This window comes from Amycolatopsis acidicola, from assembly GCF_007713735.2.
Taxonomy (GTDB): Bacteria; Actinomycetota; Actinomycetes; order Mycobacteriales; family Pseudonocardiaceae; genus Amycolatopsis_E; species Amycolatopsis_E acidicola.
Window position 1 is genome coordinate 95,883 of record NZ_VMNW02000016.1, and the last position, 21,875, is coordinate 117,757.

The 21,875-nt window shown below is 69.1% G+C and carries 23 protein-coding genes; 11 read left to right on the forward strand and 12 right to left on the reverse strand.

Translation table 11 applies throughout. The annotated features are described in order from the left end of the window. The gene (locus tag FPZ12_RS14060) at positions 1–348 is read right to left on the reverse strand and encodes a hypothetical protein (RefSeq protein WP_144746014.1); all 348 of its coding nucleotides are present in this window, start codon (positions 346–348) and stop codon (positions 1–3) included. 290 nt (positions 349–638) lie between these two features. On the opposite strand from FPZ12_RS14060, the gene FPZ12_RS14065 reads away from it, so the two are divergent. Both FPZ12_RS14065 and FPZ12_RS14070 read left to right on the forward strand, forming a co-directional pair. Continuing rightward, positions 639–1,406, forward strand: coding sequence for a toll/interleukin-1 receptor domain-containing protein (locus tag FPZ12_RS14065; RefSeq protein WP_144746013.1), 768 nt, complete (start codon positions 639–641; stop codon positions 1,404–1,406). A gap of 176 nt (positions 1,407–1,582) precedes the next feature. After that, complete coding sequence (locus FPZ12_RS14070) at positions 1,583–1,966, forward strand: hypothetical protein (protein ID WP_144746012.1); 384 nt, start codon at positions 1,583–1,585, stop codon at positions 1,964–1,966. A gap of 477 nt (positions 1,967–2,443) precedes the next feature. On the opposite strand, the gene FPZ12_RS14075 is transcribed toward FPZ12_RS14070, so the two are convergent. Further along, complete coding sequence (locus tag FPZ12_RS14075) at positions 2,444–3,412, reverse strand: hypothetical protein (protein ID WP_243769829.1); 969 nt, start codon at positions 3,410–3,412, stop codon at positions 2,444–2,446. A gap of 600 nt (positions 3,413–4,012) precedes the next feature. On the opposite strand from FPZ12_RS14075, the gene FPZ12_RS14080 reads away from it, so the two are divergent. Together FPZ12_RS14080 and FPZ12_RS45565 are read left to right on the forward strand one after the other, a co-directional pair. Further along, positions 4,013–6,181, forward strand: a complete 2,169-nt coding sequence (locus FPZ12_RS14080) for an ATP-binding protein (protein ID WP_144746011.1) — start codon at positions 4,013–4,015, stop codon at positions 6,179–6,181. A 619-nt stretch (positions 6,182–6,800) separates the two neighbouring features. Further along, positions 6,801–6,959: a hypothetical protein gene (locus tag FPZ12_RS45565; protein WP_166462733.1), complete on the forward strand. Its 159-nt coding sequence runs from the start codon at positions 6,801–6,803 to the stop codon at positions 6,957–6,959. 43 nt (positions 6,960–7,002) lie between these two features. On the opposite strand, the gene FPZ12_RS14085 is transcribed toward FPZ12_RS45565, so the two are convergent. After that, a complete protein-coding gene (locus FPZ12_RS14085) occupies positions 7,003–7,740 on the reverse strand; it encodes a TetR family transcriptional regulator (protein WP_144746010.1) in 738 nt (245 codons plus the stop codon). A gap of 198 nt (positions 7,741–7,938) precedes the next feature. On the opposite strand from FPZ12_RS14085, the gene FPZ12_RS14090 reads away from it, so the two are divergent. Beyond that, complete coding sequence (locus FPZ12_RS14090) at positions 7,939–8,403, forward strand: hypothetical protein (protein WP_144746009.1); 465 nt, start codon at positions 7,939–7,941, stop codon at positions 8,401–8,403. A gap of 56 nt (positions 8,404–8,459) precedes the next feature. Here the strand turns inward: FPZ12_RS14090 and FPZ12_RS14095 are convergent, their stop codons facing one another. From FPZ12_RS14095 to FPZ12_RS14125, 7 genes are all read right to left on the reverse strand, one after another. Further along, complete coding sequence (locus FPZ12_RS14095) at positions 8,460–9,401, reverse strand: NAD(P)H-dependent flavin oxidoreductase (RefSeq protein WP_144746008.1); 942 nt, start codon at positions 9,399–9,401, stop codon at positions 8,460–8,462. Beyond that, the gene (locus FPZ12_RS14100; protein ID WP_144746007.1) at positions 9,398–10,963 is read right to left on the reverse strand and encodes an AMP-binding protein; all 1,566 of its coding nucleotides are present in this window, start codon (positions 10,961–10,963) and stop codon (positions 9,398–9,400) included. Before FPZ12_RS14100 ends, FPZ12_RS14095 begins: the two co-directional genes overlap by 4 nt. Then, positions 10,954–11,694: an enoyl-CoA hydratase/isomerase family protein gene (locus tag FPZ12_RS14105; RefSeq protein WP_144746006.1), complete on the reverse strand. Its 741-nt coding sequence runs from the start codon at positions 11,692–11,694 to the stop codon at positions 10,954–10,956. The genes FPZ12_RS14100 and FPZ12_RS14105 overlap by 10 nt, the downstream gene beginning before the upstream one ends. Beyond that, a complete protein-coding gene (locus FPZ12_RS14110) occupies positions 11,694–12,872 on the reverse strand; it encodes a CaiB/BaiF CoA transferase family protein (RefSeq protein ID WP_144746005.1) in 1,179 nt (392 codons plus the stop codon). The genes FPZ12_RS14105 and FPZ12_RS14110 overlap by 1 nt, the downstream gene beginning before the upstream one ends. Further along, on the reverse strand, positions 12,869–13,600 hold the full coding sequence (locus FPZ12_RS14115; RefSeq protein WP_144746004.1) for an enoyl-CoA hydratase/isomerase family protein: 732 nt from the start codon (positions 13,598–13,600) through the stop codon (positions 12,869–12,871). The genes FPZ12_RS14110 and FPZ12_RS14115 overlap by 4 nt, the downstream gene beginning before the upstream one ends. After that, positions 13,593–14,501, reverse strand: a complete 909-nt coding sequence (locus tag FPZ12_RS14120; protein WP_144746003.1) for a hydroxymethylglutaryl-CoA lyase — start codon at positions 14,499–14,501, stop codon at positions 13,593–13,595. Before FPZ12_RS14120 ends, FPZ12_RS14115 begins: the two co-directional genes overlap by 8 nt. Positions 14,502–14,568: 67 nt before the next feature. After that, on the reverse strand, positions 14,569–15,018 hold the full coding sequence (locus tag FPZ12_RS14125) for a MarR family winged helix-turn-helix transcriptional regulator (protein ID WP_144746002.1): 450 nt from the start codon (positions 15,016–15,018) through the stop codon (positions 14,569–14,571). Between the two features lie 115 nt (positions 15,019–15,133). On the opposite strand from FPZ12_RS14125, the gene FPZ12_RS14130 reads away from it, so the two are divergent. Then, positions 15,134–16,459 carry an MFS transporter gene (locus tag FPZ12_RS14130; protein ID WP_243769830.1) on the forward strand — a complete coding sequence of 442 codons (1,326 nt, stop codon included), beginning with the start codon at positions 15,134–15,136 and terminating at the stop codon, positions 16,457–16,459. A 19-nt stretch (positions 16,460–16,478) separates the two neighbouring features. Here FPZ12_RS14130 and FPZ12_RS14135 read toward each other — a convergent pair whose 3' ends face one another. Beyond that, positions 16,479–16,850 (reverse strand): STAS domain-containing protein, encoded by a 372-nt coding sequence (locus FPZ12_RS14135; RefSeq protein WP_144746001.1) that lies wholly within the window; start codon positions 16,848–16,850, stop codon positions 16,479–16,481. 251 nt (positions 16,851–17,101) lie between these two features. On the opposite strand from FPZ12_RS14135, the gene FPZ12_RS14140 reads away from it, so the two are divergent. Continuing rightward, on the forward strand, positions 17,102–17,455 hold the full coding sequence (locus FPZ12_RS14140; RefSeq protein ID WP_243769831.1) for a DUF427 domain-containing protein: 354 nt from the start codon (positions 17,102–17,104) through the stop codon (positions 17,453–17,455). A gap of 235 nt (positions 17,456–17,690) precedes the next feature. Next, on the forward strand, positions 17,691–18,041 hold the full coding sequence (locus FPZ12_RS14145) for a hypothetical protein (protein ID WP_144745999.1): 351 nt from the start codon (positions 17,691–17,693) through the stop codon (positions 18,039–18,041). Positions 18,042–18,045: 4 nt separating this feature from the next. Here FPZ12_RS14145 and FPZ12_RS14150 read toward each other — a convergent pair whose 3' ends face one another. Then, positions 18,046–18,909: an SAM-dependent methyltransferase gene (locus tag FPZ12_RS14150; protein WP_243769832.1), complete on the reverse strand. Its 864-nt coding sequence runs from the start codon at positions 18,907–18,909 to the stop codon at positions 18,046–18,048. A 207-nt stretch (positions 18,910–19,116) separates the two neighbouring features. Here FPZ12_RS14150 and FPZ12_RS14155 point away from each other — a divergent pair, with 207 nt between their 5' ends. The 3 genes from FPZ12_RS14155 to FPZ12_RS14165 all read left to right on the forward strand — a co-directional run bounded on the left by FPZ12_RS14155 (position 19,117) and on the right by FPZ12_RS14165 (position 21,856). Beyond that, positions 19,117–20,160 (forward strand): M4 family metallopeptidase, encoded by a 1,044-nt coding sequence (locus tag FPZ12_RS14155; protein WP_144745997.1) that lies wholly within the window; start codon positions 19,117–19,119, stop codon positions 20,158–20,160. After that, a complete protein-coding gene (locus tag FPZ12_RS14160; protein WP_144745996.1) occupies positions 20,133–20,471 on the forward strand; it encodes a protealysin inhibitor emfourin in 339 nt (112 codons plus the stop codon). Before FPZ12_RS14155 ends, FPZ12_RS14160 begins: the two co-directional genes overlap by 28 nt. 488 nt (positions 20,472–20,959) lie before the next feature. Further along, on the forward strand, positions 20,960–21,856 hold the full coding sequence (locus tag FPZ12_RS14165; protein ID WP_144745995.1) for a LysR family transcriptional regulator: 897 nt from the start codon (positions 20,960–20,962) through the stop codon (positions 21,854–21,856). Positions 21,857–21,875 lie beyond the last annotated feature (19 nt).

Sequence of the window (21,875 nt, forward strand, 5' to 3'; positions counted from 1 at the left end):
TCAGCCCACCTCCCTGTTGGAATGACGGATGACGGCGATCCACGCGGTCGTGCGGCGGCCCTGTTCCCGCACTGGCAAGGCAAATTGCTGACGGATCCCGGTGAGCAGGGTGGACTGCGCGCGATCATCGGCGGGCCGTCGTCCGCGACGGACCAACCCACGAACGCGACCTTTTCGGCGAAGACGGCTCGCAGCTGGACCGAGCTGAGCGTCACGTCCTGCGTTCGCGGCCGGGAACCGTTCGCGTTGCGGGCGTTGCAGGGCGCAGTAGCCGCCGATCAGGTTGATCGGCAGCACGTTGACGAGCGCGGTGCTGGGCCCGCCCGAGGCTGCGTCGGCGAGTTCCATGACTTCCTCCGGGGTGGTGAGTCGGTTGCCGGGGTAATCGGGCCGCCGGACCACCGTGTTGCCGGGTGGCAGTTGTTGTCCTGAATTTGTCCGTTAACCGGTCACCAGAAATCCCGTTTTCCTCAAATCAGGAACCGGACGCTGTCGGTTAAATCATGGACATTTCCTGTTCAGGCGTCGAAAACGGTAGCGGAATCGTCGCCCGAGGCGATCACGAGACGTGATACGCCGACGCACCCCTGGGCCGAAACCGTGATCGCCCCTTGAGCAACAGCGGAAAGAGTGTTGCGATGCTTCAGCCCGGACCCGGACTCCACGACTCCCGCACCACCGGCCGGTTCGAGGTGCTCCCTTGTTTCCCATGTGACGATCCGGTAGGGGCCTCGGCGTGGCCGGACGTCGAGGACGCACTGCGCCCGGCGGGTTTGCGTGTCTTCCGCGCCGAAACCATCGACGAATTCGAACCGGTCACGCGAGAGATCGCCGACGCGATCGCGAGCTCGCGGGTGCTGCTGGCCTACTATTCCCGCGCGCTCCCGGGCCAGTACACCTCCCAATGGGAACTGACCGCGGCGTTCGTCGCCGCAGCACGGCACGGGGACCCGGCGCAGCGTGTGCTGGCAATCAACCCCGAAAGCGGCACCGACCACCTGGAACCCGTGGACCTCCAGGACGCCAGGTTCTTCTCCGGCCCAGTCACCCCCGAGTCGATGCCACGTCTCGTCGAGCTGGTCCGCGAGGAGGTCACGGCGACCGCCGTCCCACTTGGCCCTCCGAGTGCGAGGGGGCGCATTCCACCAGGACACCTCATCGGCCGCTGTCCACAGCAGTGGTCCGTCCACAGTGCACTGCACGGCGCACGTTGTCCCGGTTCAACACCCTATTCACGGCCAGTAGCGGTGGTGCACGGCCTCCCCGTTGTTGGCATGACCGCCCTCGCGGAGCAGTACGCGTATCTGTTCCACAGCGCGTTCGATGGGGGAACCCTCCTGACGGGCTCCCGACGGGCGTACTCGATCAGGTCGTCGTACCGTCGGCCCAGGTCTGCACGCTCGTGACCGCGCGAGTCGCGTCCTCGGCCTGGGACGCCACGGCGATCTACTTGACGGGCCTCAGCACCGACGAGGGACTCCAGCTCTTCGCGGAAACACGATCGCCGTCCGACGCCGAAGAACGAGACGGTATAAGGCGGTTCGTCGAACGCTGTGGCGGCCATCCCCTCACGCTCCGAGCGATGGCACTGGTGCTCCAACTCTCGCCCGCGCGGTTGACCGACGAGCTGTTCGCCGCCCAACCGGACAGTGCGCCCCAAGCCATCCGCATCCGCCTCGCCACACTAAGCCCTACCGCCCGCCGTGTTCGAGCAGCTCCTGTCCGAAACGCGCGATCTCGGACTGAATCCGAGGACCTGCGTCAGACGCTGCGACTGGAGTACGCCCGCAGCGTCCTGCCGGCAGGCCATCAGGGCCGTGCCCGCGAGATGGCCGGTGAGGTGGCCGCCGTTTACCACGTGGACGGCAGGCATCAGCACGCCCGCTGCGCCGAAGCGGAAGTCGTCCTCGCCGACGCCGGGCTGCCCCTCGACATCCGTGATCTGCGCGCGCGAACGGTGGAGTGAAGGCACTCCACAGGAGCACTCGACGCACACGAGCGCTTCCCGCGGTTTGCCCGGTACTGGTAGGGCGCGGTCGGCCACCACCGAGGCGATGAGCGCCAGCGGGTTTTCGGCGCTACACCGGCGGCCGTAGATTTCGACCCAGCGATCCTCGAACCCTAGGCGCGGCTGCTCGGCCACAGACATCCCGAGGCCATCGAATTGCCGGTTCGATCTCGGGATGGCGATCGCGGTGAGCGGCTGCGGGCCATGAACCCCATCGAACTCGTCGACCCCGCAGCCAAGGACCCGAACCTGGTGTCCCTGCTGGACATGGTCACCGACGGCAGCACTGTCGCGAACGTGCCGGAGCTGGTGCACGACGGCTTGTTGCGCAAGTGGATGGCCACCTCGGTGCACGTCCTCCTCGCAGAGATCACCCAGAGCGACTTCGGCAGACCGGCCAACTCACCACCCGGCTGGAGCGGCGTGCCCACCGCCTCAATCAGGCGACCCATTCTCCTGCCATCGCAGGCCGTACGCGAACCCCGGCGCCAGATGCCGGAACTGCGCGTGCACCTCGGCCGCGCCATCGGCCGCGAGCTCAGGTCCCCGCGTCGAGCGGTCCCTCGCGTCTTCCTGGAACACCTTGTCCAGTCTGATGATCCGCTCCGGGAGCGCACTACCGAACCGGACATGGAGGTCGAACAGGTCACACGGATGCCTTGGCACGCAAACGTAGTGGGGGTGCCGGAACTCGGCCCGGAATCGCAACGCGATGTCGTGCCGCGCGCCCCGGGCGAGCGGCTCCGGCAGCCGCAGCGCCAGCCCGATCCGGTCACTGGACTCCATCTGGCGTCCGGTCAGCGTGCCACCGTAGAACACGTCCACCTGCAGATCCGATTCGCGGACCGGGCTGGGTTTCCCGTCCGGCGCGGTGAGCGTGAGCGCCAGGTCCAGCTGGAAGATCTCGTCGGCGTCCGCGACCACGCGCCGGAACTCGAACACTTCGGGCACCGGCTGGTCGAGCGCGACGGCCACGCGTAGCTCCTCCGTGTGCCAATCCAGGCTCGGATAGGCCGCGGCGGGCTCCGGGGCGAGCGCCGAAACCGCCGCCTCGGCGAGCTGGTCAATGCCCTCGTCGATCCGGCGGCGGACGGTCCGGCCATCCCGCTTGAGCGCGCTGGCCGCCCAGTGCACCCGGTCCTGGTAAAAGGGCTGGCGCGTGTCTTCGTGGAGGCCGAAACCGGCCAGCAGCACGGTGCGCAGATCATCCGGAAGCGGTTCGATCAGCTCGCGCAACCGGGCCGAGATCTTGCGGCGGATCGTGCCGGCGTCATCCTCTTCGGATATTCCGCATACCGCTCGTATCGCCGGTCCGACGCGTTCCATGAGGTTGACGACGGAGACCCCGCGCCCCTTCCGCAGGATCTTCAATTCGGCCGCCACATCGATGGTGCTGACGTTCACCCGTCCTCCCATGCCTTCCCGCGTCAGGACGTCCATTCTGTCCAGCCAGGACAACACTGTCCAGCAGCAACATCGGCGATTCCCGGTTTCCGCGACGTGTTTCGTTTTCCGGGAAAGCAGGAAACGGGAAACTCCTTGTCCGCAATTCGACGAAGAACGCATTCTTGGATGGTCCCGGAAATTCCGGTGGCGACAATCACCAGAAATCGACCGCGGAGTTCCCGTGAGCCCGGGCAACGCCCTGAGGCGAGGAGTCGGAATTGAAAATCCTGTGTTCGTTCTCTCTGCTCCTGAAACTGGCCCTGTGGCTGGTCGTGGCAGGTGTCGTGCTCGGCATCGCGCTGGGCCATCAGCGTGACGCGGCGCCAACGGCTCACCCGGACGCCACAGTCGCCGGCTACACAAAGGAGGTGTCGTCATGCAGACTCACGTCATCGGGCTGATCGTGACCCTGCTGTCCATCGTCTTCGGCTGAGCTGAGCCCCGATGGACGGCCACGAAACGCACGAACGCCGGCAGGACGGGGTTTTTTCCCTGTCCTGCCGGTTTTCCGGCGGCATCCGCCGGGGCATACTGACCTTCCGGCGAGGGTGGGTGTCGATGAGCGAACGAGCGAAATTCGGTGCGGAACTGCGCAGACTCCGGGCCGCCAGTGGTTTGTCGCTGGCCGATCTGGAAAAGCGCGTGCACTACAGCAAGGGATTTCTCAGTAAGGTGGAAACTGGCCTCGCTACACCGAGCGCGGCACTCGCCGCGTTGTGCGAGGAGCAGCTCGACGCTCCCGGCGCGTTGACAGCCCTGTTGCCCGGCAGGCCTGCCCGGCGACGGACCAGGCCGGATACCCGCCCGTCCGGACTCCCACCGGCGACGAACACCTTCGTGGGACGACAAGCCGAGCTTTCGCGGGTGCGGCAGGCCCTTTCGTCCGAGGGTGGCGTGTGCGTGATCTCCGGGCTCGGCGGCATAGGGAAGACCGAGCTGGCGGTCCGTTGTGCACACCGGCTCGAAGCCGGTTTCGCCGATGGCTGCCTCTACGTCGACCTTCGAGTGTCCGACGAGCCTTCGGTGGTGCAGGACCGGCTCCTGCGGATGCTGGGTGAACCACCGGAGTCGATCCCGGCCGATCCGGACGACCGGACCGCCTACTATCGGAACAGGTTGGGCGGCAGGAGTTTTCTGCTCGTGTTCGACAACGCCGGCAGCGCCGCGCAGGTGCGGCCGCTGCTCCCGGCAGAGCCAAAGAGCCGGGTGCTGATCACCAGCAGGTCGCGGCTCGCGGCGCTCGACGAGGCGGCCCACGTTTCCCTCGACGTGTTGTCCGAACCGGCCGCGAGCGAGCTGTTCGCCTCGCTCACCGGCGTGGAACCGGACGAGGCGGTAGCCGGCATCGTGACCCGGTGCGGACTGCTCCCCCTCGCCATCAGGATCGCGGCAGCCCGGCTCCGGTCACATCCGGCCTGGGACGCGGCCGAACTTGAGCGGCGGCTGGCCAGAGCACAGGTGCGGATCGCGGAGCTGGACGACGGCGAACGAAGCGTGTCCGCGGCCTTCGACCTGTCCGTTCAGCAGCTGCCGCACGCGGAATCCCGGCTGCTGGGGCTGCTCACCCTCCTTCCTGGTGCTGATTTCGATCTCGACACTGCCGGCGTGCTGGGAGGCCGGGGCACCGAGCGCGTACTGGATCGCCTGCACGACGTGCACCTGCTGACACAGCCCGCGATCGACCGGTACGCCTTCCACGACCTGGTTCGTTCGCACGCGGGCGGGCACCTGTTCGCCACGACCTCGGCCGCTCAACAGGCGACGATGTTCCGTCACGTCATGGATTTCGCCGTCCGCTCGGCGGAAGCTGCCGACCGGTTGATCACCCCTGGCCGTTACCGTCCCGAGCTCGCCTGGCCCGACGACACGCCTGCGAAGGAGCTGGAAACCGATGACGACGCCGTCAACTGGCTGAGCGCGGAATGGCCGAACCTCGTGGCGTTGTGCCAGTCGGCCGGCGAGCGTGGCGAGTTCGACCGTTGTTGGCGGCTCGCCTATTCCCTGCGAGGCTTCTTCTTCCTCGCGAAGCTCTGGGAGCCGTGGATCGAGACCCACGAATGGGCTCAGTCCGCCGCCCGCGCGTCCGGCGACAGGTGGGCGCTGGCCACCAGCACGGCCAATCTCGGAGTGGCGCTGGCGGATCGAGGCGATCCAGACGCCGCCTCGGTCCGTTACGAGCAAGCGCTTTCCCTGTACCGGGAAATCGGCGACGGTCACGGCGAGAGCACGGCACTCGCGCACCAGGCATGGGCGGACCACTACCGCGGCCGGCACGAGGAAGCGCTCCAGAACCTGCGGCGCGCGGCCGCTTTCTACGAACAGGAAGGCAACGAACGCAATGCCGCGATCACGAACCGCGGCATCTCCCTCGTGCTGACGTCGCTGGGCTCGGCCGCCGAAGCAGCCGAGCTGGCGGCAAGTACGTTACCCGTGTTCGAGGAGCTCGTGCTGAACCTGGACGCCGTCATGGCGCTCAACTGCATGGGCTGGGCGTATTTCCACAGTGGAGACTACGAACGCGCCACAGCTGCCTATGACGAAGCGACAGCCCGAGCCGAACGCTGTAGCAGCACGTACGAAGCGGCACGCGCGTTCACCGGTTTGGGCAACATCGCCCGGGCCCGCGGAGACAAAGTCGAGGCCACCATCTGGTGGGCGAGGGCCGACGAAATCCATCCGGCGTTGCCCCCGGCGAGCGTCGGCGAAGCCCGCGTGCGTGCCACCTAAGGACCTTTTCCCCTCGGTTCGTGCATCCGCCGGTCCGCCTGGACGTCGCGCTCGGCCAGCGGGCCGACGGCCGCCGCCTCGGCTGGTCGACGTGGGCGCTGTGGGAGCGACGGCCGGAGCGCCCACTTCGAAGGACCGCGAAACCTACCTCGCGCGGCTCCTCCCACCAGTGCTGCCGGGGATGTCGGTTGGCGACATCCTGGGTTCCCAACCCGTTCAACGCCACGTATACATCGTGGGCTCGTGCTAGCTAGAGGATTCGGGGATGCAGGGCCTGATTCGTGCGATAACCGAGCGGGCCGAATACTTCCCGCCTTGCGACGAGTGGGGCGAGTTCGTCGGGGCGGATTCCAACGCGCGCCGCAGCCTGCCACCAAACTGTCGCTCACGACGCATCCGACACCGGCGACGACAGGCTCGGACGTCCGCCAAGGTGCCGTGCGGATCAACGGAGTCGGCTACGGCGACAGCCTCGCCGACCGGTTCTCGATGTTCTGCACCAAACGCCGCAGGCCGGGATGTTGGACGACGCGGTGGATTCCCGAGCAGACCAGGCATTCGAGCCGTTCGCTGATGGGTTCAGGTGCAGTCCTCCCAGACACGGCGCAGGCAGCCCGCAGTGAGGTCCGTCAACATCCCGAACACGCGGCTGCTGCGGCTCGTCGCGTACCGGCCGGGCACGACAGTGAACCCGATACTCGCGGGCACGCGGGTGGCGGGCCAGCAGAGTAACAGGTTGCCCGAGCTCGGCTGCGGTAACCCGACACTGGTCCTGTAGCGGTGTCACTCCCCATCGTCGCTGTTGGTGGCACTGCGTGCCACTACGTATCGCGGAGTGCTTCGCTGATTTGGCGGACCACGTCGGAGAGTCCGGCTGACGAACGCAGGACCGCGATCACCGTGTCCTCGTCGGGTTTCTCTTCCGTGGCCACGTCCGCCGAGAACGCGTCGACCACGAGCGCGAACGCCTCCTTGGCGTGCGCGTGCGCATTGTCCTTACCACCACTACGAAGCCACCGCCGGAGTACGTGGTTGTGCGCCGCGGCGACGGCGGCCGCGGCGACCGACCCACGCAGGTCCGCCATCGGCTCCCCGTCCGCTTCGAACCGGCCCCGCAGGTACCGGGCGAGCACACGCTGATACCGGTCGACACTCGCGACCTCCTTGTCCCGCAAGGAAGGCACGGTCCGGGTGAGCGCGTACCGCTTCACCGAGACGTCCGGGTCCGACAGGTAGAAGTCGAGCACCAGCCCGACCCCCGCGCACGCCACCTCGACCGGGTTCTGCGCCGGGTCGGCGGTGGCGAACAGCTGCTCGATGTCGAGCAGCACCTCCTCGTGGTTCGGGAAGATCGAGTCCTCCTTCGACCGGAAGTACCGGAAGAAGGTGCGCCTGCCGACCCCGGCGGCGGACGCGATCTCATCCACCGTGGTGGCGTCGTACCCCTGGTCGAGGAACAGGTCGATCGCCGCCACCGTCAGGGAATGACGCAGCTTGCGGCGGCCGGCGGTGGTCCGGCCCGCGCGCGGCCTTGGCGAACGCCGGGGCTCATCGGACATGGGAAGAACCTACTGCATCGCTGGTGACCGCCCCGGTCACAGCCACGGCGGAAACGGATCACTCCAGGTGGATCGGCCGCGGCCCGTATCCGCCTACTTTTGGACCGGATCGGTCACAGGCCATCTTGCTAAAGGCACTCCGTGCCATTAGAGTGTGGAGGTACGGACACCGACGTACCGCCCGAAGGGACCCCGCTCATGCGCGTCGAACAGCATGTGGTGCCACAGCAGCCCGCTCCACGGGTCGATTACCGCGGTGCCTTCGGCTGGCCGGTGCACTGGCACGAAGGTGGCTTGCGCCTGGTCACGGGCTCCGGCATCGGAGCGGTCGCGGTCCCCAAGTCACTGTCGGACCGGGTGCTGGAAAGCGTTGCCCGGCAAGGGTGCGCGGGCCCCACGCTGAACGTCCCCACCAAGCACGGCATGATCGTCGTCCTGCTGGTGGACGCCGACGTGCTCGCCCCCGGCGAGACCGAACTACCCCCGGGCGTCCGCGTCCTCACGGCCGGCACGGCCATCCCGCTGCCCACCGAGCAGCGCCCGAACGAGATCGCCCGCTGGGTGATCCCGCCGGACACCAGCCAGCGCTGGCTGCCCAGCCTCGCGGCGGTGCTGACCAGCATCCACACCGTGTCCCCGGCCCGGCTCGCCGCCGCGGTCTGACCCCCAGACGGACCCCGCAGAGCCTGCCGCTCCGGCTCTGCGGGGTTTTTCCAACCTCAGCGCGGCAACCCTGCCACCACGGCGAGGTACTCCTCCGCGATCCGGCGCACGAGATCGCCCGCGGGCTCCAGCGAGTCGATCAGCCCGGCCGACTGGCCTGCTTCGACCTTCCCGTTCGCCACATCGCCTTCGTGCGCGGCCATCTTCAGCGTCGACTCCGCGAAGCGTTCCCGGCGAACCTCCTCGGCAACGCCGTCCCGCTCGAGTTTCTCCATCTCCGCCGTGAAAGCGTTCGGCAGCGCGCGGATCACCCCAAGGTCCCGGCCCACCGGCCGCGCGTCCGAAACCGACGCGTCCAGCACCGCCTGTTTGTACGCCGGGTGCACGTTTCCCTCGTGCGTGGCCAGGAACCGGGTGCCGAACTGCGCCGCCCCGGCCCCCAGTGACAACGCGGCCGCCAGCCCGGCGCCATCGGCGAACCCGCCCGACGCGATCAGCGGAACCCCCGGCACCGCACAGGAAACCGCGCGCAGCATGACCAAAGTGGACACCTGATCGGGCGGCGGATGTCCACCCGCCTCGGCCCCGACGACGACCAGCCCGTCCACCCCGGCGTCCGCCGCCTTCCTGGCGTGCCCCGGGCTCGCCACCACGTGCAGGCAGATCGTACCGGCCTCACGGAACCGTGCCAGGTAGCGCTTCGGCCCGCCCTGGGACGCGATCAGCACCGGCACCCGGCGCTCCAACAGGAGGTCCATCGTGTCCTCGGCGCCCTTGCGGTACAGCGGCAGATTCACCGCGAACCGTTGCCCCGCAAGCACATCGAGCGCTTCGGACAGCGCGTCCGGACGCATCGGGCCCGCCGCGAGCACGCCGAGCCCGCCCGCGCGCGAGACGGCCAGTGGCAGCGCGGGCGCGGAAGACGCCCACGACATCCCGGCCTGCACGATCGGCAGGTCGATGCCCAGCAGCCGGGTCACGTCCGTGCTGATCTTCACGCTTCCTCCAGCAACCGGCGCGCGTGCTCGGCGAGCTGCTTCTTCTGGATCTTCGAGCTGGCCGTCATCCCGATGCCCTCGAACCCGGCCACGACCCGCAGGTACCGCGGCACCTTGAACCCGGCCATCTCGCCCCGGCACCAGTCGAGCAGCTCGTCCGGCTCCGCGTCACCGTTGAGCACCACGAACGCGAACGGCACCTCGACCAGCCGCTCGTCGGGCACGCCGACCACGGCGGCCTGCCGGATGGCCGAATGCCGGTGCAGGATCGCCTCGACCTCGGTCGGCGCGACGTTCTCCCCGCCGACGCGGATGATCTCCTTGGCGCGCCCGGTGAACGACAGCCTGCCGCGCTCGTCGATCCGGCCGAGGTCACCGGTGGAGAGCCAGCCTTCGCCGTCGAGCGCCGCCGCCGTCTGCTCGGGCATCGCGTAATACCCGCGCATCACGTTCCAGCCGCGCACCTGGATCTCGCCGGTTTCGCTCAACCGCACCGAAACCCCGGGCTCCGGCGGCATCGACCCCTCGACCCGCAGCTCCTCCGGCTCCCACCAGCACGACTGCGCGACGTTCGGCGAAGCCTCGGAAAGACCATATCCCACAACGGCTTCCGTGGCGCCGAGCTCGTCGATCACCCGCCGCACCACGGTCGGCGAGGCCGCCAGCCAAGCGCCCCGCAACGAAAGCCGCCGCCGCGGGCGATCCGGATGGTTGAGCAGCATCAGCGCGATGGTGTCGTTGCCCGCGAAATGGGTGCACCGCTCGGCTTCCAGCAACTCGAGCACCGCTCCAGGCTCGAACCGCTCGGCCGTCACCAGGGTCGCCAGCTGTTGCAGGCACGAGAGAATCGACAACGTGGTCCCCGCGACGTGAAAGAACGGGCGTCCACTGTAGAACCGGTCGCCCGCGCGCAAGCCCAGCCTGGTCCCGGAAAAGAACGCGTCCGCGCACATGCTCCGGTGCGTGAGCAGCACGCCCTTCGGGAACGACGTGGTCCCCGAGGTGTACTGGATCAACGCCACGTCGTCGGGCTCGCACACCGCCGGGACCGGCTCACCCGCCCCGTCGAGGAACTCCTGCCACGACCGTGCGCCCGCCGGCACGTCCACGCCGACCACCACGACCTGGCGCAATTCCGGCAACGCGGGGTCGGGCAGCCGAGCGTCCACCGCGGGGCAGATCTCCCTCAACAGCGGCACGAATGACGAACTCAGCACCTTCTCCGCCACGAACAGCAGCCGTACCTCCGACTGCCGCAGCGCGTACTCCAGCTCACCGGCCTTGAAGCGGGTGTTCACCGGCACGGTCACCGCGCCCAGCGACGTGATCGCCAGGAACAACGCCACCCAGCGCGGTCCGTTGCCGAGACACAGTCCAATGTGGTCACCGCGCCGGACACCGGCCGCGGCGAGCGCGGCTCGTACCGTCTCGACTTCCCTTGCCAGCCCGGCGAAAGTGACCCGCTCGTCCGCGTTGACCACGGCCTCCACGTCCGGCACCACGGCGGCCGCGCGGCGCAGCACGGCGTCGGTGGTCAGCGGGCAGATCCCGGTCAGGTCCATGTGCCGAACTCCTCCACCCCGCGCCGCCAGCCGCCGTCGGCGAGATTGCGTTCGATGGCCGCCATTTCGATACGGATTCCTTGGGACAGCGTGGTTTCCTCCCCGAGGTCCACCGACTGCTTGGTCAGTTCGATTGCCAGCGCCGGCGCTTCGGCGATAGCGGCCGCCGTCTCCGCCGCGGCTTTCTCCAGCTCGTCCGGCTCGACGAGCCGGGTGATCAGCCCGAGCCGGTGCGCCTCCCCGGAATCCATCACACGACCGGTGAACAACAACTCCTTCGCGCGGCGTTTCCCGATCACGCGCTGCAGCCGCTGCGTGGCGCCGACGGTCCCCCGGTGCGGTTCCGGGAAGCGGAAGGTGACCGCCGTGGACGCGAGGGTGAAGTCGCAGCTCATCGCGATCTCGCCGCCGGATCCGACCACCGGGCCCGCCAGGACGGCGACCACCGGCTTCGCGCAGCGTTCGATCGTCTCGTACGCGGCGAACGACGCGAGCCGCCGCGCCCGCACCCACGCTTCGTCCTTTCCCTTGCGCTCCTTGAGATCCGCGCCCGCGCAGAACACCGGGCCACGGCCGCCGAGCAGCACCACACGGACGTCCGGATCGGCGTCGAGGGCGGTGAACACGTCACGCAGCGCGCGGCACATCGGCAGGTTCAGCGCGTTGCGCGCCTCCGGCCGGTTCAGCTCCACGGTCGCGACGCCGCCGGAAACGCTGTACTCGACCTCCATCAGACCACCCCCTCCGCGCGCAGTCCGCGCAGCGCCTCGGCGTCGAGCCCCAGGTACTCCGCGAGCACTTCCTCCGTGTCCGCGCCCAAGACCGGCGGAACCGCGACCTCCGGATCGTCGAACCCGTCGAGCCGCAACGGCGTGCGCAGCGCCGGGAAACCGCCCTCGCGCGGATGCTCGAACCGCCCGACCATCCCGCGGGCCACGGTGTTCGGGTCCTCGAGGATTTCGCGGACCGAGTTCACCTCGCCCACCGGCACCCCGGCCTCGCGCAGTGCGGCGACCACCTCGTTTCTGGGCCGCTGCGCGAAAGCCGCCCGCAGATCGCCGACCACGCGCTCTCGCTCGGCGAGCCGGCCGGCGTTGGTGGCCAGCGCGGGATCGTCGGGCAGACCGAGCACCCGGCACAACGGTGCCCAGTGCTGATCGCTCGCGCTCAGGTGCAGCCAGCGCCCGTCGCGGCACTGGAACGCCGCCGACGGCACGCGGCCCGGGTGCTGCGTGCCGGCGCGCACCGGGTCCTCGCCGAACGCGAACACCCGCGCGGCGGCCAGCGCGAGCAGGCTGACCTGCACGTCCATCATCGCGACGTCCACGTGCGCCCCGCGCCCGGACGTGCCGCGCCCGAGCAGTCCGGTGAGGATCGCGATCGTCGTCCACAGCCCGGCGGCCAGGTCCGACACCGGCACGCCGACCTTCGCCGGCGGCCCGTCCGGATAGCCGGTGAGGTGCATGATCCCGGACAGGGCCTGGAAAATCGTGTCGTAGCCCTTGCGGTCGCGGTACGGCCCGTGCTGCCCGAAACCGGTGTTGGACACGTAGACCAGGCCAGGGTTGTCCGCGGAAAGCGCTTCGTAGCCGAGGCCGAGTTTGTCCATCCCGCCGGGCAGGAAGTTCTCCACGACCACGTCGGCCTTCGCGGCCAGTTCACGCGCCAGCTGCTGCCCGCGCTCGGATTTCAGGTCCAAAGTGAGGGAACGCTTGCCCCGGTTGAACGCGAAGAAGTACGCGCTCTCCCCGTGCGGCAGTTTCGGCTCCCAGGCACGGGATTCGTCCCCGGCGCCCGGACGTTCGATCTTGATCACTGACGCGCCCAGCTCGGCGAGGATCTGCGTGGCGAACGGCGCCGCGAGCACCCGGGAGAAGTCGAGGATGGTGACCCCGGCGAGCGGTTTCATCGTGCCTCCCGGAAGCCGCGCATGATCACGTTCACGTCCCGGCCCGCGCGCATCGCCTCGGCGTAGGGCAGATCCGCGACCCGGTGGAACAGGTTCTTGGTCGCCGACATGGCCAGCGGGTTCGCCGCCGCCCACTTCCCGGCGATTTCCAGCGCGACGTCGAGCACCTCGCCCGGCTCTGCGGCACGGTTGGCCAGGCCGAGTTCGAGCATCTCCGGCGCGGTGAGCATGCGGCCGAGGCTGATCAGTTCGAACGCCAGCTTCGGGCCCAGCTGGCGCTGCAGTCCGGTCATCACCACCGCGGGCACGATCGAATGCCGCATCTCCGGGTAGCCGAACTTCACGTCGGTGGCCACCACCGTCATGTCGCAGCCGATCGCCAGCCCCGCTCCCCCGCCGACGGCGGGCCCCTGCACCGCGCCGACGACCGGAGTGCTCAGCTCGCGCAGCAACGACTGCGTGCGGCTGGTCAGCTCTGCTCGCTCCAGCACGGCCTCGGGGTTTTCCGTGGTCAGGTGGGAAAACTCGCTCAGATCGGCGCCGGCGCAGAAACCGCGGCCGCTCCCGGCGAGCACCACGGCCCGCACGCCACGATCGCGATCGGCCTCCAGCAGCGCGTCGTGCAACGCGCGGGTCAACGCCGTGTTCAGCGCGTTCAGCTTTTCGGGGCGGTTCAGGGTCAGGACGCGGATCGCCTCGCGGTCCTCCGTCAGCAGTACCTCAGGCATGCGCCACCTCCCCGGCGCGGGCGACGAGGCTGTGCAGCTCCCGGCCCAGCGCTCGCTCGCATTCGCGCGACGCGGCGGCGACCGCGTCGCGGTCCAGCCCCGTGTCCACGCCCATCGACTCGAACAGCTCGACCAGGTCCTCCGTGCAGGCGTTGCCGGTCATGCCCTGGCCGTAGGTGATCTGCGCGGGATGCCCGCCGACACCGCCGAAAGCGCTGTCGAAATGGCGGCAGCCCGCGTCCAGCGCCGCGACGCAGTTGGCCAGCGCCGCCCCGCGGGTGTTGTGGAAATGCGCGACGGCGGGCGCGTCCCCGAGGCGGTCGAAGAGCGCTTTCACCGAGCGCGGGTTCGCGACCCCGACCGTGTCACCGACCGTGACCAGATCCGCTCCCAGATCCCGGAAACGAGCGACGTCCTCGGCGACCGAGCCCGGGTCGACCGCGCCCTCGAAGGGACAGCCGAAAGCCACCGACACGACGCCGACCAGGCGAAACCGGCCACCCGCCAGCTCGATCATCTCGGCGACGTTGGCCCACTGCCGGTCACGCGTCGTGCGCAGGTTCCGCTCGGTATGCGATTCGGTGGCCGAGACCAGCAGGCTCAGTTCCTCGGCGCCGCGCCCGGCGTCGAGGTCCGCGAGCGCACGCTGAACGGCGCGCGGGTTCGGGCAGGTCGCCTTGTACGCGACGCCTTCGGTGCGCGGCAGCCGGGCGAGCAGCTCGCTCGCGTCCGCGAAGGCGGGCACCCGGGCCGGGTTGCTGTAGCTGGTGGCCTCGATCCGGGTGAAGCCCGCCGCGGCGAACGCGCCGAGCAGGCCGAGCTTGGTGGCCGTGGGCACGAACTGCTCCTCGTGCTGCAGCCCGTCACGGGCGAAGCACTCGCAGATCGTCACGTCTGCCATCGATGTACCTCCTGGAACCGGCGAACGTTTCCAGGAGTACACGACCAGTGTTGACAAAGTCAACACATCACCGCGGCGCCTCCTGGCGCTCCAGAGCCCTGGCCAGCGTCGCGAGCTTGGTCAGGGCCGAGTCCAGCACCTGCCGCTCCTGCTCGGTCAGGCACACCAGGAAGGCGTCGTTGCGCTCGTTCGCCGCCTCGATCAGCCCCTTGTACAGCGCTTTGCCCTTGCGGCTCAGGCTCAGCTGCGTCGTGCGACCCGCGCCGGACTCGCGCAGCAGCAGCCCGCGCTCGTCGAGCTTGGTCACCACGCGGCTCATCTGCCCCTTGTCCAGGCTCGCGAGCCGGGCCAGCCTGTTCAGGCTCAACGGCGCTTCGGCGCCGAGCAGCGCGATGGTGCGCCATTCGCCGAGGCTCACGTCGAAATCCCGGCGGTACCGGGTCGCCGCGCTCCGGGAGATCGCGTTCGCCACCTGATGCAACCGGAACGACAACAGCTCGGTGATGGTCACGCTCATCCGGCGATCCTAGGCGACCGCCGCGGGCGCCCCGCCGGGAACTCGGGTGTTGACTTTCTCAACACCGAGGTCGCAGACTCTGGGCATCCCCCACTCGAACCCCTGGAGTGAGACAGTGACGTCGACTTCGCAGCAAGGTACCGGCCAAGGCACCGCGACCGCCGCCCGCGACCGGCTCTATCGCAAGGTCGCCCTGCGGGTCATGCCGCTGCTGCTGGCCTGTTACGTCGTGAGCTTCATCGACCGCACCAACATCGGGATCGCCCAGGTCCGGCTGCACGCCGACCTCGGGTTCAGCGCCGGGGTGTACGGACTGGCCGTCGGCCTGTTCTTCGTCGGCTTCATCCTGTTCGAAGTGCCGAGCAACATGCTGCTGGCCAAGATCGGCGCGCGGAAGACGCTCGTGCGGATCATGCTCTCCTGGGGCGCGGTCACGATCCTGACCTCGCTCGCCACCACGCCGACGCTCTTCTACGGCGCGCGTTTCCTGCTCGGTGTCGCCGAAGCCGGCTTCTTCCCCGGCGCGCTCTACTACCTCGCGCAGTGGTTCCCGTCCGCCCGGCGCACCAGGATGACCGCGCTGTTCTTCCTCGGCGTCCCGCTCTCGGGCATCATCGGCTCGCCGCTGTCCGGCTGGATCATGCACAGCCTCGGCGGCGTCGGCGGCCTGCGCGACTGGCAGTGGCTGTTCGTGCTCGAAGGCGTGCCGCCGATCGTGCTCGGGCTGCTCGTGCTGTTCCTGTTCCAGGACAAGCCGAGCGAGGCGAAATGGCTCAGCACCGCCGAAAAACAGCTCATCACCGAGGACCTGGCCGCCGACCAGGAGCACAAGGGGACCAAACACGGCAGCCTGCTGCGTGCCCTGCGCGACCCGCGGGTGTACATCCTCGGCCTGGTCTCGTGCGGGGCGTACACGCTGGCCAACGCCGTCTCGTTCTGGACGCCGCTGATCATCAACAGCGCGGGCGTCGGCAACGTGCTCAGCCTCGGGCTGCTCTCGGCGATCCCGCCGGTGCTGGGCATGGTGGTGATGCTGCTGGTCGGCAGGCATTCCGACCGCACGCTGGAACGCCGCTGGCACGCGGCGGGCGCCGAGTTCTTCGCCGCCGGCTGCCTGATCGGCCTTTCCTTCGCCACCGGCAACCCGTACGTCGTGATCGTGTTGCTGGCCTTGATGACCGCGGCGCATTACTCGGGGCTCACGGTGTTCTATTCGATCCCCTCGATCTACCTGTCCGGCCCCGGCTCGGCGAGCGGCATCGCGATGGTGACCACGATGGGTTCGTTCGCCGCGGCGGCGAGCCCGACGATGCTGGGCTGGATCAAGACCACCACCGGGAAACTCGACCTCGGACTGCAGATCAGCGCCGCGGTGGTCATCCTCGGCGGACTCATCCTGCTGATCGGGATCCCGGCGCGGGCACTGCGGGAACGCGCCTGAAGAGTCCACTTCGGACTGTTCAGGCCTGCTCCTCCAGCGCGTCCGCCAGCCGCCGGTACACGGGCACCGGCGGCCAGCCCGCGTCCTCGGCCAACTCGAAAACCCGCGTCACGCACCGGGCTCCGGCGACCAGGCGCAGGTCGATCCCGCGGCGGGTGGCGAGCAAACGGGCACGCAGCACCAGGTTCAGCCCCGCGGCGCCGAGGAACGTCAGCCCGGAGAAATCGAGCACCAGCGAGCGCGCGCCGTCGAGGCGGGGCAGGATCAGGGACTCTGCCTGCGGGGCGGTGGCGAGATCGAGCTCGCCGGCGAACCCGAGCACGGTGACACCACGGCCCGGCCGGTCTTCGGACCAGCTCAGCTGTGGTTCGGGGAGAGCGCTGACGCTCATGGGGCTGCCTCCTTGCGGGGCAGCTAGTGGAGAAAACGGCCAATCAGGTGCAATCAGTCCGAGACCCCGCTAACTACCTGGAACCTGCGTAGCGGCGGTGCTTGCGGCTGGTGAGTCAACCGTCGCGAGAGAGACCGACCTGTCTCGCCCGCACGTTGTTGGTATCACGCCGGCTCGGGCGCTGTCCAGCCCGTGCCGCCGGCCGGAATACGGCCGCGGCGGCCGCGGTTGTCCCTGGCATGACGAGGTCGATGAAGGTTCCGGGACCGGACCACCCGATCACCATCGAACAGAGCACGGAACACGTGCGCGTGCATGCCGGCGGCAAGCTGATCGCCGACACGAGTTCACCACTCGTTCTGCACGAAGCCGGTTATCCGGGCGTTTATTACATTCCACTGGCGGACGTCGAACAGGGCGCGCTGGAAAAAACGACCAGCACCACGTACTGCCCGTACAAGGGGGAGGCTTCTTACTACAGCATCATCGGCGCCGAGGAAGGCACCGATGCGGTCTGGACGTACGAGTCGCCGTACCCCGCTGTCGGTGAAATCGCAGGCCATGTGGCTTTCTACCCAGACAGGGTCGAGTTCGGCACGGACTGAGAAATCCGCCGATCAGGCGTCACCCGGGTGAGCTAGACTGTTCGGCTCACCAACCTGGCCCCCTGAGCCGGAATCGGGCGCCGACCTGCCGGAAAATCGCGTTAGCCGAATATGCTGCGAATTTTTTTCGATTCCACCCGGCGCCGTTTCCTGGTAAGCAGGGAATTGGTCGTCGCCGTGCCGGACCGGAGATTTCCCGCATCCCGGGGGGACAGCTTCGCTGCTGGAGACGCGGGTGAAGACCGGCCCGCACGGCGGCGGCCCCGGCGGGGTGGGGATGAACATGGACGTGCACCAGGATCGGCGACCGTGGCCCGCCTGGCCCGCCCGCTTCCAGGCGGACGGCAGGCCACGCATTCTCTGCGCGGGCCGCGAGGTCACCGTGCTCACGGTTTACCAGCCGGCGCAACGGTTGCAGCTGTACAGCCTGGCCGAGCTGGTCGTGTTTCCCTGCCGGCACTGCCGTGAATGGTGCGAGACGGCGATCGTCGCGATCGTCGAACGCGCGCTGATCTGCCCGCCCTGCTACGCCACCGCGATCGGGCTGCGTCGGCGGGAAAACGCTGCCGGGAACCTGTGCGCCTGAGCCCTCAGGGCTTCTTGCCGACGCCGGCCCAGATCACCGACTCCTCCGGTTGGGCGAAGGTGATCACCGGGGCACCGGGGCCGCTTTCCTCCGGATGCCACAACGGCGTCCACGTCATGCCGGGCTCGACGAGCTCGAAATCTCCCAGCAGCGCGCGGATTTCCCGCTGCGAGCGCCAGACGACGGGACTGGTCGACCGGTCGTACATCTCCTTCAGCTCCGCCAGCTTGTCCTCGAGCTCCGGCGGCACGCCCTCGTCGGTCACCTGGGAAATCACCAGGTACGAACCGGATCCGAGCAGCTCCCGGTACCGCGCGACCGCCGCCGGCCCGATGTCGGTGCCGTCGTGGCCCGGCTGCTGGATGTGCAGCACCGCCACCAGCAGCAACGCGACGGGTTCGGCGAAGTCGATCACCCCGGTGTCGGCGACCTGTTCCCACAGGCCGTCCGGGTCACGCATGTCGCCGCGCACCACCGCGTGCCGCCGCGGATCCCCCTGGTTGTCCAGCAGGTACCGCGAATGTGCGACCGCGACCGGTTCGTTGTCCACGTAGACCACGCGTGAGTCGGCCGCGACCTCGTCGGCGATCTGGTGGGTGTTGCCCATCGTCGGGATGCCCGAGCCGATGTCGACGAACTGCCGCACGCCGAGGCGCACCAGGTGCCGGACCGCGCGGTGCAGGAACAGCCGGTTCGCCACCGCCACCGATTTCAGCAACGGGAACCCGGCGAGCACCTTTTCCCCGAACTCCCGGTCGATGGCCCAGTTGGCCGAACCGCCGAGCAGGAAATCGTAGACCCTGGCGACGCTCGGCCGCTCCAGATCGACGCCCTCGGGCGGAAAGGGATCGGGTCCCCGTTCGCTCACAGTTCTCCTCCAGTCGTCGGAGATCATGATAGCGGGGGCGCGGCGGATCGGGGCCCTTCGGCCCTTAGCCCGCCGCTTTCCCCGGCGCATACTGGGCTTTTCGCGAGGGAACTGCCGAGGAACGCGATTTTTCCCTGTTACACAGAGATTTCTCCGCGTCACGCCGGCTTCGGCCCGAACCCCGTGGCGAAGAACGGAGGAGGTCCGATGACGCCCTGTTTCATCCTGCCGCAGGTGGTACTGGACCGGTTGGCGGAACGAGAGGACCCGGAGGTACGAGCCGCCGCGCTGCGCACCATCGCGGCCTCGGCCGCGCTGCGCACCCAGCGCACGGCTTTCACCCAAGTGGTGCAACAACTTCAGGTGAACTCCACCGCGCTCGCGACGCTCACCCCGGACAGCGGCGAACGCAAGTCCGTCTACGACGTGGCGCACGGCGAGGAAGAGGACCTGCCCGGCGAGCCCGAGCGCAAGGAGGGCGAGGGGCCGGTCGCGGACGTGGCGGTGAACGAAGCCTTCGACAACGCCGACCGCACCCACGACTTCTACCGCGAGATCTTCGCGCGGGAAAGCGTGGACGCGAAAGGGATGGAGCTGATCTCGTCCGTCCACTTCGGAACCGCGTTCGACAACGCGTTCTGGAACGGGCTACAGATGGTCTACGGCGACGGCAGCGGCCGCGTGCTGGCGGTGGGCTCGCTGACCAAGGACCTGGCGGTGGTGGCGCACGAGATCACGCACGGGGTCGTGCAGTTCACCGCGGGCCTGCGCTACCAGGACCAGTCGGGCGCATTGAACGAGCACATGGCTGACGCGTTCGGCTCGATGTGCAAGCAGTACGCGGCGGGGCAGACCGCGGACGAGGCCGACTGGCTGGTGGGCGCGGGCGTGCTCGGGAGCGCGTTGCACGGCAAGGCGTTGCGGTCCATGAAGGAGCCCGGCACCGCGTATGACATGGACGACCAGCCGGCGCACATGAAGGACTACGACCACACGGCGCGCGACAACGGCGGCGTGCACATCAACTCCGGTATCCCGAACAAGGCGTTCTACCTCGTGGCGACCCGGCTGGGCGGGCACTCGTGGGAGGTGGCGGGCAAGGTCTGGTACGACGCGCTGACCAGGAAACTGGCCGAGCGCTCGGATTTCAAGGCCGCCGCCGAGGCGACGGTCGCCAGCGCCACCGAGCTGTACGGTGACAAGGAGGCCGAAGTGGTGCGCGCGTGCTGGAAGGAGGTCGGGGTCCTCTGAAGGTCACGGTCGTGCGCGGCGGCGGGATCACCGGGCTCGTGGTGACCACCGTCGCCGACAGCGACGCGCTCGCGCCCGCCGACGCCGAGACCCTGGGCCGGAAGGTCCGTGAAGCGGGCCTGCTCGACGCGCTGCCCGGCGTCGGCGAGCCGCTGCCCGACGCGCAGACCTACGAGATCACCGTGGACTTCGGCCGCCAGCGGACGCACGCCGTGGTCGCCGACGGGGCGATGCCGCCGGGCGTCCGCGCGCTGTTGTCGTGGGTGGAGTCGGTGCCCGGCCGGGAGGAGACCGTCAGCCGCCCCCGGTGACGCTCGCCGCCTCTGGCGTGTTGGCCCCTCGCGTCGGTGTGTTGGCCCCTCCCGTCGCCGTGTTGGCCCCTCCCGCGCGCGTGTTGGCCGCCGACGGTGGCCAACACACAAGCCCCCGCCAGCCGAGTTGCATACCGACGCCACGGGCCAACACACCGGCCCCGCAGGCCAAGCCACCGACGCCACCGGCCAACACATCGGACTCGGCCAGCCAACACATCGACCCCACGGGCCAACACACCCGCCGGGAGGGCCCAACTCACCAATCCGGCCAGCCAGCCAACACATGGACGGCGGGGGCCAACACGCCCGCCGGAGCGGCCAACACACCGGCGGCGCGGGCCAACACGCCCGCCGGAGCGGCCAACACATCGACGGCGGGGGCCAACACGCGCGCGGGAGGGGCCAAGGCGAGCGTGGCCGCGCCCGGGTGCCGCGCGATTAAGCTGCCTGGCGGAACGGTGCCGGTCGGTTCGGGGTGGTCAGCGGTGGAGCTCAGGCAGCTCGAGTACTTCGTCACGGTCGCGGAGGAATGTCACTTCACCCGCGCCGCCAAGCGGTTGCGGGTGGCGCAGTCCGGGCTGTCCGCGTCGATCCGCTCGCTGGAGCGGGAGCTGGGCGCGTCCCTGTTCCTCCGCAACACGCGCCAGGTCGAGCTGACCGCCGCCGGGCGGGCTTTCCTCACCGAAGCGCGGCGCGCGTTGTCGGCGACGGACGCGGCGCGCGAAGCGGTGTCCGCTGTACAAGGCTTGTTGCGCGGCAGCCTCGCGATCGGCTCGCTGCAGTGCCTGCACGTGGTCGACCTGCCGAAGGTGCTGGCACGGTTCCTCGCCGAGCATCCGGGGCTCGACATCCAGCTGCGCCACGGCGGTTCCGCCGAGCTGATCGAGCAGGTGCGGGGCGGGCAGCTGGATCTCGCCTTCGTCGCGCGGCCGGAGCGGTGCCCCGACCTGACCGTGACGCCACTGGCCGAAGAACCGCTCGTGCTCGCCTGCCCGCTCGGGCACCCGTTCACGAGCGAGGCCCGGCTGGATCTCGCGAAGGCCGATGGGGAGCGCTTCGTGGACTTCGTCCCCGGCTGGGGTTCCCGCGAGCTGGCCGACGGGGTGCTGGCCGCCGCGGGCGTGGAACGGCGGGTCGCGCTGGAGGTCACCGACGTGCATTCGCTGCTCGACCTCGTCGCGTCCGGGCTCGGGATCGCGTTGGTGCCGCAGTCGTTTTCGGTCAAGACGGACGAGGTCGCCTTCCTCGGCCTTGACGGTGCGGTGCCGCCGTGGGCGACGGCGGGCGTGAGCGCCGGGAAGACCAGCGCGGCCGCCGCGGCGTTCTTGCGCGCGGTGGCCGAAGCGAAGAGCGGACGCGCCAAGCACTCCCTCGCTCTCTGAAACGGCCCGCGACAAGATC

Coding starts and splice junctions, on each gene's coding strand:
- FPZ12_RS14060 (WP_144746014.1), bottom strand. CDS start 348: ATGGAACTCGCCGACGCAGCCTCGGGCGGGCCCAGCACCGCGCTCGTC.
- FPZ12_RS14065 (WP_144746013.1), top strand. CDS start 639: ATGCTTCAGCCCGGACCCGGACTCCACGACTCCCGCACCACCGGCCGG.
- FPZ12_RS14070 (WP_144746012.1), top strand. CDS start 1,583: ATGGCACTGGTGCTCCAACTCTCGCCCGCGCGGTTGACCGACGAGCTG.
- FPZ12_RS14080 (WP_144746011.1), top strand. CDS start 4,013: ATGAGCGAACGAGCGAAATTCGGTGCGGAACTGCGCAGACTCCGGGCC.
- FPZ12_RS14085 (WP_144746010.1), bottom strand. CDS start 7,740: ATGTCCGATGAGCCCCGGCGTTCGCCAAGGCCGCGCGCGGGCCGGACC.
- FPZ12_RS14090 (WP_144746009.1), top strand. CDS start 7,939: ATGCGCGTCGAACAGCATGTGGTGCCACAGCAGCCCGCTCCACGGGTC.
- FPZ12_RS14100 (WP_144746007.1), bottom strand. CDS start 10,963: ATGGACCTGACCGGGATCTGCCCGCTGACCACCGACGCCGTGCTGCGC.
- FPZ12_RS14105 (WP_144746006.1), bottom strand. CDS start 11,694: ATGGAGGTCGAGTACAGCGTTTCCGGCGGCGTCGCGACCGTGGAGCTG.
- FPZ12_RS14110 (WP_144746005.1), bottom strand. CDS start 12,872: ATGAAACCGCTCGCCGGGGTCACCATCCTCGACTTCTCCCGGGTGCTC.
- FPZ12_RS14115 (WP_144746004.1), bottom strand. CDS start 13,600: ATGCCTGAGGTACTGCTGACGGAGGACCGCGAGGCGATCCGCGTCCTG.
- FPZ12_RS14120 (WP_144746003.1), bottom strand. CDS start 14,501: ATGGCAGACGTGACGATCTGCGAGTGCTTCGCCCGTGACGGGCTGCAG.
- FPZ12_RS14125 (WP_144746002.1), bottom strand. CDS start 15,018: ATGAGCGTGACCATCACCGAGCTGTTGTCGTTCCGGTTGCATCAGGTG.
- FPZ12_RS14135 (WP_144746001.1), bottom strand. CDS start 16,850: ATGAGCGTCAGCGCTCTCCCCGAACCACAGCTGAGCTGGTCCGAAGAC.
- FPZ12_RS14140 (WP_243769831.1), top strand. CDS start 17,102: ATGAAGGTTCCGGGACCGGACCACCCGATCACCATCGAACAGAGCACG.
- FPZ12_RS14155 (WP_144745997.1), top strand. CDS start 19,117: ATGACGCCCTGTTTCATCCTGCCGCAGGTGGTACTGGACCGGTTGGCG.